The organism is Hydrangea phyllody phytoplasma (genome assembly GCF_036985185.1).
GTDB classification, from domain to species: domain Bacteria; phylum Bacillota_I; class Bacilli_A; order Acholeplasmatales; family Acholeplasmataceae; genus Phytoplasma; species Phytoplasma asteris.
In genome coordinates this window covers 113,233-127,058 of the sequence record NZ_BSDA01000002.1, presented here as the reverse complement: position 1 = coordinate 127,058, position 13,826 = coordinate 113,233, and the positions used below count along the sequence as shown (strand labels likewise).

The following is a 13,826-nucleotide window of genomic DNA, read 5'->3' as shown; positions in this document are numbered from 1 at the left end:
GATGAGTGATAACAGATTATTTACTTCAGTAGAAACTTTAAATCTTTCATCTCAAGTTTTAGAAAAATTAAAACTTTCTGGAATCAATACTTTGGAAGATTTTAACACTTTTACTTTAGAAGAGTTAAGGCTTTTACTGCAAGAAGCTTTTTTAGAAGTTTTACCTATCCTCAAAAACTTCGCCCTACCTCGCAATTTACAAAATCTAGATTTGAGTGAAGCCGTTATTAACATTCTTACTGAACTAGGAATGGAAGATTTTCAAGATCTTTTACAAACTAAAATGGCTGTCCTTACAAAAGCATTTGAAACCAATTCCCTTGCTTTTCAAAAATTAAACGACCTATTTAATTTATACAACCACTTCCCTTCTATTTCATCTGACAAAGAATACGGTAGTAGAGATTATGATTATTTTAAAATCCGTTTAGCTGCTCCTGAAGAAATCAGACAGTGGTCTTATGGTGAGGTTACTAGCTACGAAACAATTAACTATCGCACCTATAAACCAGAGATATCAGGATTATTTTGTCAAAAGATTTTTGGTCCAGTAGTTGATTTCCAATGTGCTTGTTCTAAAAAACAAGTCAACATCAAAAGTCAATTTTGTAACAAATGTGGAGTTGAATTTACCGAAACCAAAGTGCGTCGTGAAAGAATGGGACACATCGAATTACAAACCCCCATCGTCCACACTTGGTACCTTAACTCTTCTCCCAGCCGTTTAGCTATTCTTTTAAACATCAAAACTAAACAATTAGAAGAAATAGTTTATTATGTTTCTTACGTTGTAATTGATCCTGGAAAAACCGAATTCAAACCTAAAGAAATTATTACAGAAACCCAATACAGTGAAGCTCTTTATGAATTTGGAAACGCTTTTGTAGCTTTAACAGGTGCCGAAGCGGTTAAAAAATTACTAGAAAATCTCAATTTAGAAAAAACTATCAAAGTCCTTCGCAAATCTTTATCGGAAAATTCCAAACAAAAAAGAGAAAACATTATTAAAAGACTAGAAATCATCGAATCTTTTCATCAATCAGACAACAAACCTGAATGGATGGTAATGGATGTTATTCCTGTATTGCCTCCGGGATTAAGACCGATGGTTCCTTTAGATGGTGGTCGTTTTGCCACTACTGAAGTCAACGATCTTTACCGCCGCATCCTTAATCGCAACAATCGTTTAAAAAAACAAATGCTCCAAAAAGCCCCTCGTTTAATCATTAAAAATGAAAAAAGAATGCTACAAGAAGCAGTTGATGCTTTATTTGATAATGCCAAAACTAGCAAAAAAAACGTTAACAACGTCGAAAAAAATCGCCCGCTTAAATCTTTATCCGAAATGCTACGCGGTAAACAAGGGCGTTTCCGTCAAAATCTTTTAGGTAAAAGAGTGGATTATTCGGGACGATCCGTAATTATTGTAGGTCCTGATTTAGAAATGCACCAATGCGGTGTGCCTCGTGAAATGGCAATTATTTTGTTCAAACCTTTCATTTTGAAAAAACTACAAGAAACCAAAGGCATTGACAAAAAAAACGCCAACACCATTTATGAAAAAATGAATGAAGAAGTTTGGAACGCCTTAGAAGAAGTAGTCAAAGAACACCCGGTCCTTTTAAACCGCGCCCCAACACTACACCGTTTAGGAATTCAAGCTTTTGATCCTAAATTAATTGACGGTAAAGCCATTCGCCTCCACCCTTTAGTTACGCCTGCCTTTAATGCTGATTTTGATGGCGACCAGATGGCAATTTATGTTCCTCTTTCTTTAGAAGCCCAAGCCGAAGCACGCTTATTGATGCTTGTTTCGAACAACATTTTAGACCCTAAAAATGGTAATCCAGTAGTAACACCTTCCCAAGATATGGTTTTAGGAAACTACTATTTAACCATTGAAGAAAAAAAAGATCGCACTATAAACAGCTATGATGCTGCCCAAAGAACTGCAGAACACCAATACAAACATCGCAATGAAGGAGCTTTTTTTGCTGACATCAACGAAGCCAAAACCGCTTATCAAAATAAAGAAATCCACCTTCACACAAGAATTTTTATCAAACCACAAGCAATTAATTTATCATTTACCGAAGAACAACGTCAAAAATATTTAATGACTACTTTAGGAAAATTAATTTTTAATGACATTTTGCCTCCAAGTTTCCCCTACATTAACGAACCAACTCAGTTTAATTTGGATGTCAAAACCCCTGATGCTTATTTTTTAGCTCCAGGAACCAACCCCAAACAATTCCTAAAAAAACTTCCCACCCCTAAACCTTTTAACAAAAAATTCCTATCTATGATTATTGCATGTTTTTTCAAACAAATGAAAATTACAGAAACTTCCAAAATGCTAGATCACATCAAAAACTTAGGTTTCAAGTATTCTACTATCGCAGGAATTACAGTTTCATTTGCAGACATCAATACTTACTCCAATAAACAAGAATTGTTACAAGAAGTAGAAGCCCGCAATATTCAAATTGAGACTTGGTACAACGATGGTTTTTTAACAGATGCCGAACGTCGTCGTTTAGTAATTAACGAATGGAAAACTATTCGTGATGAAATTCAAGAAGGCTTGATGAAAGAATTTCAACAAGACAACCACATTTTTATGATGAGCGAAAGTGGCGCACGTGGTAGTGTTTCTAACTTTACTCAATTAGCAGGGATGAGAGGGTTAATGAATAACCCTAAAGGTGAAATTATTGAAGTCCCTGTTAAAGCTTCTTTCCGAGAAGGTCTGAAAGTTTCTGAGTTTTTCATCTCTACTCACGGAGCCCGTAAAGGTTCAACTGACACTGCCCTCAAAACAGCCGAGTCAGGTTATCTAACGCGTCGTTTAGTTGACGTAACTCAAGATATTGTTGTTATCAAAGAAGACTGCAATAGTGACCGCGGTTTTGTTGTAGAAGCTATGATTAGCGACGGCAAAGAAATTGTTTCCCTCAAACAACGCATTATGGGACGCTTTGCTAGTTGCGACATTTGTCATCCCAAAACCAACGCCCTTATTATAGCGCGCAATGAATTAATTACTGAGTCCAAAGCCCAAGAAGTTATTACTGCCAAAATTAAAAAAGTTCCTATTAGAAGCATTTTAACTTGTAATTGTGAATATGGTATTTGCGCCAAAGACTACGGCGTCAATCTAGCTACCAATAAATTAGTAGAAATTGGCGAAGCTGTTGGTGTTATTGCTGCTCAATCCATTGGGGAACCAGGAACTCAATTAACTATGAGAACTTTCCATACTGGAGGAGTTGCTTCTGCCTCAGATATTACTCAAGGTCTTCCAAGGATCGAAGAATTATTTGAAGTACGCAAACCTAAAGGAAAAGCGCTAATCAGCGAATTAAAAGGAAAAATCAAAAAAATTGATAAAATCCGTTCCCAAAATCCAGAAATTGTAATCACAGAAGAAAATGACCCTGACACAGAGCACCGTTATATTTTGGAACCTAATGTCGATATTTTAGTAAGTAAAAACAACAGTGTTTATCCCGGTCAAAAACTAACTTCTGGTTCGGTTGATCTAAAAGAACTTTTAAGAGTGGCAGGCACAACAGAGGCTCAAAAATACATCTTAGAAGAAGTACAAAAAGTTTATCGTGCCCAAAATGTTTATATCAGCGACAAACACATCGAAATTATTATTCACCAAATGTTTAAACAAATTTTAATTATTGATGAAGGTGATACTCAACTTTTACCTGGCACAGAAATTTCTATTAATAACTTTAAAAAAGCTAATTTAAAAATGTTAGAAGAAAACAAACTTTTAGCAGTGGGGCGCCCCATTATTTTAGGAATTACGCGTTCTTCTTTAAGAAGTGATTCTTTACTGTCAGCTGCATCTTTCCAAGAAACTACTAAAATTCTAATCGATGCTGCCATCAAAGGAAAAACCGACCATCTTTACGGACTTAAAGAAAATGTTATTATTGGTGGCTTAATTCCTGCAGGAACAGGTATTTTAGAAACTACTTTATTTAAATATCCAAAAGAACCTGCAACCACTTCTGAACTTGCTGAAAAAACTTACCAAAATTAAAAAAAGAAAGGAAATAAAAAATGTCTACTGTTTCTCAATTAATCAAAAAACGTCGTAGCAGTAAAACTTCCAAAACTAAAGCACCTGCTCTAAGTTACGGTTTTAATGTTTTGCAAAAAAAAGCTAAATATTACAATTCTCCTCAAAAAATGGGTGTTTGTCTGCGTGTAACTACCATGACTCCAAAAAAACCAAACTCAGCTTTACGTAAATTTGCAAGAGTGCGCCTAAGTAATGGTTCTGAAGTAACTGCCTACATTCCAGGCGTGGGACACTCCTTACAAGAACATAGCTCTGTTTTAGTTCGTGGCGGACGCGTAAAAGACCTTCCTGGTGTGCGTTATCATATCGTTCGTGGTGCTCTAGATGCTACTGGTGTTGCTAACCGCAAACAAGGGCGTTCTAAGTACGGCTCTAAATTACCTAAAGAAAAAAAATAATTACAATTACAAAGAATAAAAAATAAATAAAATAAAGAAAGTAGGTGAATTTTTGTGTCCCGTAAAGGTCATATTAAAAAAAGAGATGTACAGCCAGATCCTGTTTACAATTCTAAATTAGTTACTAAAATCATTAACATCATTATGGAAGACGGCAAAAAAGGCAAAGCTCAAACTATTTTTTATCAAGCTTTAAAACAAGTAAAAACTATCACTAACCGCGAGCCTATTGAAGTTTTTCATGAAGCCCTAAACAATATTATGCCTGTATTAGAAGTACGCACGCGTCGTGTGGGTGGTCAAAATTACCAAGTGCCTTCCGAAGTTCGTCCCGAAAGACGCCAGTCTTTAGGATTAAGATGGATTGTTAAATACACTAAAGAAAGCAATGAAAAAACAATGGAAGAAAGACTTACCAAAGAAATAGTAGATGCTTCTTTAGGTAACGGAGTATTAGTTAAAAAAAGAGAAGAAACGCATCGCATGGCAGAAGCTAATAAAGCCTTTGCTCATTATCGTTGGTGATTGTAACTTATAGGAGAATAAAAGATGGCACGTCAGTTTTCATTAGAAAAAACTCGTAATATTGGCATTATTGCTCATATTGATGCAGGAAAAACCACCACTACAGAAAGAATTTTGTTCCACACCGGAAAAATTCATAAAATCGGAGAAACCCATGATGGCGCTTCTCAGATGGATTGGATGGAACAAGAACAAGAAAGAGGAATCACTATCACCTCTGCTGCTACTACTGCTTTTTGGAAAGATCACCGTATCAATATTATTGACACTCCCGGACACGTTGATTTTACGGTGGAAGTTTCGCGTTCTCTTAGAGTTTTGGATGGAGCAGTAACAGTTATTGATGCTCAGGCAGGAGTAGAACCACAAACTGAAACTGTTTGGCGCCAAGCTAGTGAATATAAAGTCCCAAGAGTTATTTTTGTTAACAAAATGGATAAAGTAGGCGCTGATTTTGCTTATGCAATTGAAACCCTTAAACAACGCTTAGGAGTTCATGCAAGCGCTATTCAATGGCCAATTGGCTCAGAAAATGACTTTAATGGTATCATTGATTTAGTAGAAATGAATGCTTTTGAATATGATAACACTTCCCCAGAAACAGGAAAAGTAGTTCCTATTCCTAGCGATTTAGAATCAATTACCCAAACTAAAAGAAACGAATTAATAGAAACTTTATCTACCCTAGACGAAGAATTAATGATGTATTATTTAGAAGAAAAACCAATCTCTTCTGAAATGTTGAAAAATTCCATTAGAAAAGCAACCTTACAAGCTTCCTTTTTCCCAGTTCTTTGTGGTTCTTCTTTCAAAAATAAGGGTGTTGTTAAAATGTTAGACGCTATTGTTGACTACCTTCCTGCTCCTTGTGATGTTGCAGCTATTGTTGGTTTTGATTCTGACAACCAAGAAATTGTGCGCACCGGATTAGATGAAGAACCCTTCACAGCTCTAGCTTTCAAAGTGATGACCGATCCTTATGTAGGAAAATTAACCTTTTTCCGTATCTATTCAGGTTCAGTTAAAGCTGGTTCTTACGTAACTAACACTACTAAAGGAACCAAAGAACGTTTTGGACGCTTATTACAAATGCATGCTAATTCTCGTGAAGAAGTAAAAGAAGCCTACACAGGCGATATTTTAGCAGTTGTAGGATTAAAAGCAACTACTACAGGAGACACTTTAGTATCAGAAGGACAAACCATCGTCTTAGAATCAATGAATTTCCCAGAACCAGTAATTGAAATTGCAGTAGAACCAAAAACTAAAGCTGACCAAGATAAAATGGGTATTGCCCTTGCAAAATTAGCTGAAGAAGACCCTACATTTAAGGTTTTTTCCAATCATGAAACCGGGCAAACTATTATTGCTGGAATGGGTGAACTTCATTTAGATATCATTATTGAACGTCTTAAAAGAGAATTCAAAGTACAAGCAAATGTTACAGAACCTCAAGTAGCATACCGCGAAACAATCACCCAAGAAACTGAGACAGAAGGAAAATTCATTCGTCAATCAGGTGGTCGTGGACAATACGGACATGTGTGGATGCGTTTTGAACCAAATCCTGGAAAAGGTTTTGAATTCGTTAATAAAATTGTAGGTGGTGTAGTTCCTCGTGAATACGTTCCTGCAGTTCAAAAAGGAATTCAAGAAGCTCTTGCTGGTGGTATTGTAGCTGGATATCAAATTATTGATGTTAAAGCAACTTTATTTGATGGCTCTTACCATGATGTCGATTCTTCCGAAATGGCTTTTAAAATTGCCGCTTCCATGGCATTAAAAGAAACCAAAACCAAAGGAACCCCAGTCATTTTAGAACCTATTATGGACGTTGAAGTAGTTACTCCCAACGATTATGTAGGAAATGTTATTGGTGATCTAACTTCTAGAAGAGGTAGATTAGAAAACCAAGAATCACGCGCCAACGCTGTTGCTATTAGAGCGTTTGTTCCCCTTTCTGAAATGTTTGGATATGCTACTGTTTTGCGTTCCAATACTCAAGGAAGAGCTACTTTTATTATGCAATTTGCTAAATATGAAAAAGCTCCTAAAAGCATCACTGAAGAAATTATTAAAAAACGAGCTTAGACAACCTTACACTAAAAAACATTTTTATTAACAAAATAGTTGTGAAAAGCCAAAAATAAGTTAAAATTTAAATGGTAAATATATTTTTAAAACAAACCTTAAAACATAATAAAAGGAGGCCTTTGAAAAATGGCTAATGAAAAATTTATACGAAACAAACCGCATTTAAATGTAGGTACTATTGGACACGTAGACCACGGTAAAACTACTCTTACAGCAGCTATTACCCAAGTTTTGTCTACTCGTGGCTTGGCTAAAAGTAGAGCTTATGATCAAATTGATAATGCTCCTGAAGAAAGAGAACGTGGAATCACTATTAAAACTTCACACGTAGAATATGAAACAGAAAAACGTCACTATGCTCACGTTGACTGTCCTGGACACGCCGATTATGTTAAAAACATGATTACTGGTGCTGCTCAAATGGATGCTGCTATTTTAGTTGTTTCTGGTGCAGATAGTGTTATGCCTCAAACTAGAGAACACATTTTATTAGCGCGCCAAGTTGGTGTTCCAAAAATTGTTGTTTTCTTAAATAAATGTGATCTTTCCCCAGACGAACAAATTTTAGAATTAGTAGAAATGGAAGTTCGTGAATTATTATCTCAATACGATTTCCCAGGAGACGACATTCCTGTTATTAGAGGATCTGCATTAAAAGCTTTAGAAGGTGACGCTCATTACGTTGCTCAAGTAAACGAATTAATCGAAACTCTAGACACCTACATTGAAGACCCGGTGCGCGAAGTTGACAAACCTTTCTTAATGCCTGTAGAAGATGTTTTCACTATTACTGGTAGAGGAACTGTTGTTACTGGTAGAATAGAAAGAGGTCAAGTAAAAGCTGGTGATGAAGTAGAAATCGTAGGACTTAAAGAAACTAGAAAAACTATTGTAACTGCAGTAGAAATGTTTAAAAAAGACCTAGATTTTGCTCAAGCAGGAGACAACGTTGGAGCTTTATTACGTGGAATTAACCGTGAAGACGTACAACGTGGACAAGTTTTAGCTAAACCAGGTTCTGTTAAGCCTCATTCTAAATTTGTTGCTCAAGTTTATGTTTTAACTAAAGAAGAAGGAGGACGTCACACTGCCTTTTTCTCTCAATACCGTCCTCAATTCTATTTCCGTACTACAGATATTACAGGAGTAGTTGAATTACAAGGTGATGTTAAAATGGTAATGCCAGGTGACAACGCTGAATTAGTAGTTACCCTTAACAACCCAATTGCTATCGAAGAAGGAACTAAATTTTCTATTCGTGAAGGTGGAAAAACAGTTGGTGCAGGATCAGTTTCCAAACTTCTTAACTAAAAATTCATTATACCCAACCTTATTAATAAATAAAACCCACATAATGTGGGTTTTTATCTTTTTTAACTATTTTTTATTTTGTATTTTGCCCCTTTTTGCCCTTTTGCCTTTTTATCGCTTTTTAAAACTCCACAAATCTAACCCAACTCAACTAAAAGATGCAAATTTGGCAATAATGACATTTTAAACACTTATAAAAAAATTAGTTGTGTGCCAAAAAAACGCTATTTATTATCAAATTTCACAACACTAACCAAAAAAACACCACTTTTTGTCATTTTTTGCAATAAAAAAGCAAAATATCTTCCAATTAATTTTTAAAAAAAGGTAAAATATATATGTGCTTGTTTATTAAGCAAGTTAAAAAAGATGTAAATATTTTTTTAAATAATAAGAATAATAAAATAAATTTAATTTTAATAATAAATAAAATTAAAAAAGGTGGTTTAAATGGAATCCAATAAAGTAAATAATTCGTTTACCCAAATTAAAAATAACTTTCTTTCTTTATTTGAAACAACTACTTATAATAATATTGCTACTCGTAAAGGAATTGCTTTAAAAACAATTTTGCTTTTATGTGTTACAGCAATCACTTCAATGTTTTTTTACCCAATTCTAAAACCCGTGATATTAAAAAATCCAAATATTAATGCAATTTGTTTTTCCATGATTGCGTTAGGTTTTATAAATTATGGCATTTATTCTGCAGGATTAAAACAAGTTGAAATTTCTAAAGCTTGTGGATTAATTTATTCTTTTATAGAAGGAATAATTTTATCAATTATTTTTGTTGTTCTAAATTTAGTTTATGCCAATTTAGTTGAAATTGCCTTTATGGCTATTTTTGCAACCTTTATCGTCTTTGTTGCAATGTCCCATGCTTATTATAAAGGTTTTATAAAAGTAACAAATAGATTTAGACAAATTATGCTATATTGTTCTTTTTCTTTGGCGGTTTCTTATATAGTTCGTTTAGTGTTGTCTTTATGCGGCATTTGGACAATTGAAAATATTATTTACAATAGCTTTTTAACTCTTCCTATTAGTTTAATTATGTTAGGATTTGTATTTATGTTTTTAGCACTTCATTTTGATTACACCGAACAAATGATTAAACAAGGAATGCCTAAAAAATATGAATGGCAAGTTTCTTTGGCTTTTGCAACAACTTTAATTGAAATTTTTTTAAGAATAATGTTAATTTTGCTAAGGTTATTTGGTAAAGATCAAGAAAGAAAATAAAAAAGATCACGAATATTCGTGATCTTTTTTTTATTATATTACCTTTTTTATTCGGTTTGGAATAATAAATTAGTTCTTGTTCCTAATTGCATTGGTAATTCCAATGTTTTTGCACTAACTAATTTAACTCTTATTTGCTTAATTATCTTTTTGTTAGCTTCTAATTCTTGTTGAAAGTTTTTACCTTTCATAGCAATAAAATAACCCTTTTTTTTCACTAAAGGAACACACCATTTTAAGATAATTTCCAATCTAGCCAAAGCGCGAGCAACAACACAATCATAACTGCCATTTTTGTCTATGTCATATTGTTCTACTCTTTGGTGAAAAAAACATATATTATCTAATTCCAAATGGCTTTCTAATTGTTTTAAGAAATTGATTTTTTTTAAAGATGATTCAATGATTACAATTTTTAAATGAGGAAAAAGAATTTTTAAAGGAAAGCTAGGAAAGCCAGCACCCGAGCCAACATCACAAAGATTAGTTACAGTATTAAAGTTAAATATTTCTTTTAAAATTAAAGAATCATAAAAATGTTTATAGCAAACATCAGATAAAGATATTAGAGAAGTAAGGTTCATTTTTTGGTTTTCTTGTTTTAAAAATTCATAGTAAAAAACAAACTTGTTTAATTGCTTTTCGTTGAGTGCAAATTTGTCTTTTAATGATTCAAAGTAAAGCATGATGTTTTTCCAAATAAACTAATAAAATCGAAATATCAACTTGATTGACTCCTAATATTCTTGTTGCTTGTCCTAAAGTTTGGGGTTTGATTAAATCAAGTTTTTCTTGAGCTTCTTTTGATAAATTTTTAATATCTGCGTAATTGATTTTGCTAGGAATTTTTTTTTGTTCTAACCTTGCTAATTTTTGAGCTTCTTTTTGGGCTTTAGCAATATAACCTTCGTATTTGATTTGTATTTCTACTTGTTCATAAATGGTTTTATCTGCTTTTTCCTGTAAAAAATGTTGTAAAGTGCAAAAATTTAATTCTGATCTTTTTAGTAGTTGTGCTAATGTGGTTTTTTCTCCAAGACTAGCTGAGTTTTGTTGTTTTAAATAAGATAGATTATCTGAATTAACTAAAATTTCATAATTTTTGCTTTTTTCTAATAAAAGGTTGATTTTAGCTTTTTTGTTTTGAAAATTGTTATAATCTTTTTCATCAATCAAACCTAGTTGATATCCGTAATCTTTGAGGCGCAAATCGGCATTGTCGTGTCTTAATAATAAACGAAATTCCGCGCGTGATGTCAAAAGACGGTACGGTTCTTTGGCGCCCTTAGTGATTAAATCATCGATCAAAACACCAATATAGGCTTCATTTCTTTTTAACACAAAAGGAGGTTTATTTTGGAGTTTTAAAGAAGCATTAATTCCTGCCATAAGCCCTTGACAAGCAGCTTCTTCATAACCGCTGGTGCCGTTCATTTGTCCTGCTAAAAAGAGATTTTGGATTTTTTTAGTCTCTAAACTGTGTTTGAGTTGGTTGGGATTAAAAGCATCGTATTCGATAGCATAAGCATATTTAGTGATTTGGGCGTTTTGTAATCCTGGAATAGTTTTAAGGATTTCGTGTTGAACGTGTTGAGGCATGCTGGTAGAAAGTCCTTGTAGATACATTTCATCCAAAGATAGGCTTTCTGGTTCAATAAAAATTTGATGACTGTTTTTATCACAAAATCTTACTACTTTATCTTCGATAGAAGGGCAATAACGAGGGCCTGTGCCTTCAACACAACCTCCATACATAGCTGATTGGTTTAAATGTTTTTGGATAACTTGGTGGGTGGTTTGGTTGGTGTGAGTTAAAAAACATGGTTCTTGGGGTCTTTGATTTGTTTGGGGAACAAAACTAAATATTTGTTCTAAATTATCTCCCATTTGTATTTTGGTTTGGCTATAATCAATGCTGTTTTTTTTAACTCTTGGTGGTGTGCCTGTTTTTAAACGAATAACTTCAAAACCTAATTCTTTTAATTGAGCGCTGATACCGTAAGTTGTAGGAACGCCATTAGGTCCCGAGGATTTTTTGGTATTTCCAATTAAAATTTGGCTTGCTAAATAAGTTCCTGTAGTGATAATGACAGTTTTGGCATTAATTTTTGTTCCATCAATAAGACAGACTCCTTGAACTTGGTTGTTTTGGATGACTAGATTGTTTACGAGCCCTTCCAATAGAGTTAAATTGAGGGTTTTTTGTAATATTTCTAAAATAATTTGAGGATATTCTAATTTATCAATTTGAGCTCTTAAAGCTCTTACTGCAGGACCTTTGGAAGAGTTAAGCATTTTGATCTGAATTTGTGCAAGATCTGCAGCTTTTGCCATAACACCACCTAAAGCATCTATTTCACGTACTACAACACCTTTGGCAGGACCTCCGATAGAAGGATTGCAAGGTAAGGAAGCAACTTGTTTTAAGGAGCCTGTAATGAGTAAAGTATTATGTTTTTTTGCCAATATTAAAGCAGCTTCAACACCTGCATGTCCTGCTCCAATAACAATACTATCGTAGATCATTTGAGTACCTTTCTTGATTGTTTTTTTGGGTTTTATAATCATTTATTTATCATTTGTTTAATTTAATTCGTTTGTTTCGTCTATTGTGTTGTCTTTGTTTTTGGGGTTGTCTTCATTGGGATTTTGGTCGGATTTGGGTTCAAAAAAAGTTGGATTGAATTGTTTTTGTTTTTCTTTTAATGATTCGTAAAGTTCTATTCCTAATGTTTCTTGGATTTTGTCCAATGTTTCTTGTAATTTTTTATCTCTAAATATGTGTAATTTTTTTTGTTGGTTTTTCATCCAATAATTCATAGAAAAACAAGAAGATATCAATACAACAAAAGCAGGAATTCTTAACCAAACAGAAATTTGTCCACTAAGCAAAAAAGCATTTAATAAAATAGGCACTAAAACTGCCACAAATAACAATTTTATTGTTTTGATTAAAGTAGCTTCTTTTTGGAAAATCTGCCATATAAAATCTAGCCACATATCGTTTATATCTTTTTGATAAAAAGCTCCAAACTCTTCGTAATATTTTTTTTCAACCAAAAGGCGGCACACTCCTTTATCAGCAGTCCAAACAGCAAATTGGCGTGATTGAAAAAGAGTACTATAATATTTGCTTTGATCCAAATAATAAAATTCTACTTTGGTTTCTTTTCCTTTTAATGTTGTTTCTTGGGTTAAAAATGGTTCTCCTTGTAAAGAGTTGTAAATATTAGTTAATAATTTAAATTCTTTTTCTTTTTGAAAAAATGAAAAATTCATATGATTGCTCCTTTTCCTTTATTTTTTAGTTGTGAAATTGTTATTTTTCGAAAGTTTTTTTGCCAAAATTCATTAATAAAAATTTATTTTTTTGTTTTTTTAATTTTATGCATTGAATTGTTGTTTTAAAAATTGTTTTTTTGGGTCTTTTATATTAAAAATAACCTTTTCAAACCCTATCTTCCACACAATAAAAATAACTTATGGCTGCTTCAATCAAGACCTGACCAAATTCGTCTCTTATTGTTGAATGATAAGGTTTGAAAAGGCTACCTTAGTTTTGTTGGATAAAAATACTTGTCTTTCGTTAATGATTTTTGTGATTTGTAAATTATTTTTTTCTTGAAAACATTTTTAAAAAATTTTGTATTTTTTGTTTTAATTTAGAAATTATTTAGAAATTATTTAGAAATTATTTAGAAATTATTTAGAAATTATTTAGAAATTATTTAGAAATTAAAAATCAACATTATTATTATATACTTTTTTTATGTATTTGTGCAAACTTTTTTTATTTAATAGATATTTAATGACTTTTGGATCGTTTTTTCTTTGAGGATTTAAATAAAGAAACTATCTTCACTACTTTAATTGCTTTTTTTTGTCCAAAACAATGATTTTATAGTATAATATTTGTTGTATGTTTGTTTGAGTAGCTCAGCTGGATAGAGCAACGGCCTTCTAAGCCGTCGGTCGGGGGTTCGAATCCCTTCTCAAACGCCAGTTTATCTTTTATTTTTTGCACCATTTCTCTTAATTTAGTAATTTAGCAATTAGGCATTTATATTTATTTTTAATATTTATTTTTTTGTCCCAAACATTTTCACACATTTTTATTTTATGTATGTTATTTGTTTTTCAAATAAGAA

9 protein-coding genes, 1 tRNA gene and 1 other RNA gene are annotated in these 13,826 nt (G+C 32.8%); 7 read left to right on the top strand and 4 right to left on the bottom strand.

Features of this window, described 5'->3' with window-relative positions; genetic code table 11:
* Position 1 precedes the first annotated feature (1 nt).
* The 6 genes from rpoC to AACP42_RS01415 all read left to right on the top strand — a co-directional run bounded on the left by rpoC (position 2) and on the right by AACP42_RS01415 (position 9,678).
* The gene (gene rpoC / locus AACP42_RS01440; RefSeq protein WP_212775422.1) at positions 2–4,063 is read left to right on the top strand and encodes a DNA-directed RNA polymerase subunit beta'; all 4,062 of its coding nucleotides are present in this window, start codon (positions 2–4) and stop codon (positions 4,061–4,063) included.
* A gap of 20 nt (positions 4,064–4,083) precedes the next feature.
* Positions 4,084–4,503 (top strand): 30S ribosomal protein S12, encoded by a 420-nt coding sequence (rpsL, locus tag AACP42_RS01435; protein ID WP_212509015.1) that lies wholly within the window; start codon positions 4,084–4,086, stop codon positions 4,501–4,503.
* Positions 4,504–4,557: 54 nt separating this feature from the next.
* Positions 4,558–5,028 (top strand): 30S ribosomal protein S7, encoded by a 471-nt coding sequence (gene rpsG, locus AACP42_RS01430; protein ID WP_212509016.1) that lies wholly within the window; start codon positions 4,558–4,560, stop codon positions 5,026–5,028.
* Between the two features lie 24 nt (positions 5,029–5,052).
* Entirely contained in the window at positions 5,053–7,119 is a 2,067-nt protein-coding gene (gene fusA, locus AACP42_RS01425) for an elongation factor G (protein WP_212775421.1), read from the top strand.
* A 129-nt stretch (positions 7,120–7,248) separates the two neighbouring features.
* On the top strand, positions 7,249–8,433 hold the full coding sequence (tuf, locus tag AACP42_RS01420) for an elongation factor Tu (protein WP_212775420.1): 1,185 nt from the start codon (positions 7,249–7,251) through the stop codon (positions 8,431–8,433).
* Between the two features lie 450 nt (positions 8,434–8,883).
* Positions 8,884–9,678, top strand: coding sequence for a Bax inhibitor-1/YccA family protein (locus AACP42_RS01415; RefSeq protein ID WP_212775419.1), 795 nt, complete (start codon positions 8,884–8,886; stop codon positions 9,676–9,678).
* Positions 9,679–9,725: 47 nt separating this feature from the next.
* Here the strand turns inward: AACP42_RS01415 and rsmG are convergent, their stop codons facing one another.
* The 4 genes from rsmG to ffs all read right to left on the bottom strand — a co-directional run bounded on the left by rsmG (position 9,726) and on the right by ffs (position 13,218).
* Complete coding sequence (gene rsmG, locus AACP42_RS01410; protein ID WP_212509019.1) at positions 9,726–10,364, bottom strand: 16S rRNA (guanine(527)-N(7))-methyltransferase RsmG; 639 nt, start codon at positions 10,362–10,364, stop codon at positions 9,726–9,728.
* Positions 10,351–12,204, bottom strand: a complete 1,854-nt coding sequence (mnmG, locus tag AACP42_RS01405) for a tRNA uridine-5-carboxymethylaminomethyl(34) synthesis enzyme MnmG (RefSeq protein WP_212775431.1) — start codon at positions 12,202–12,204, stop codon at positions 10,351–10,353. Before mnmG ends, rsmG begins: the two co-directional genes overlap by 14 nt.
* Before the next feature lie 57 nt (positions 12,205–12,261).
* Entirely contained in the window at positions 12,262–12,957 is a 696-nt protein-coding gene (locus AACP42_RS01400; protein ID WP_212775418.1) for a hypothetical protein, read from the bottom strand.
* Between the two features lie 169 nt (positions 12,958–13,126).
* Positions 13,127–13,218, bottom strand: an RNA gene (gene ffs, locus AACP42_RS01395) — signal recognition particle sRNA small type.
* A gap of 385 nt (positions 13,219–13,603) precedes the next feature.
* On the opposite strand from ffs, the gene AACP42_RS01390 reads away from it, so the two are divergent.
* A tRNA-Arg gene (locus tag AACP42_RS01390) sits at positions 13,604–13,680 on the top strand.
* Positions 13,681–13,826 lie beyond the last annotated feature (146 nt).

Excerpts from the sequence above, each read along its gene's own strand:
- rpoC (WP_212775422.1), top strand. The coding sequence starts at position 2 with ATGAGTGATAACAGATTATTTACTTCAGTAGAAACTTTAAATCTTTCA.
- rpsL (WP_212509015.1), top strand. The coding sequence starts at position 4,084 with ATGTCTACTGTTTCTCAATTAATCAAAAAACGTCGTAGCAGTAAAACT.
- fusA (WP_212775421.1), top strand. The coding sequence starts at position 5,053 with ATGGCACGTCAGTTTTCATTAGAAAAAACTCGTAATATTGGCATTATT.
- tuf (WP_212775420.1), top strand. The coding sequence starts at position 7,249 with ATGGCTAATGAAAAATTTATACGAAACAAACCGCATTTAAATGTAGGT.
- AACP42_RS01415 (WP_212775419.1), top strand. The coding sequence starts at position 8,884 with ATGGAATCCAATAAAGTAAATAATTCGTTTACCCAAATTAAAAATAAC.
- rsmG (WP_212509019.1), bottom strand. The coding sequence starts at position 10,364 with ATGCTTTACTTTGAATCATTAAAAGACAAATTTGCACTCAACGAAAAG.
- mnmG (WP_212775431.1), bottom strand. The coding sequence starts at position 12,204 with ATGATCTACGATAGTATTGTTATTGGAGCAGGACATGCAGGTGTTGAA.
- AACP42_RS01400 (WP_212775418.1), bottom strand. The coding sequence starts at position 12,957 with ATGAATTTTTCATTTTTTCAAAAAGAAAAAGAATTTAAATTATTAACT.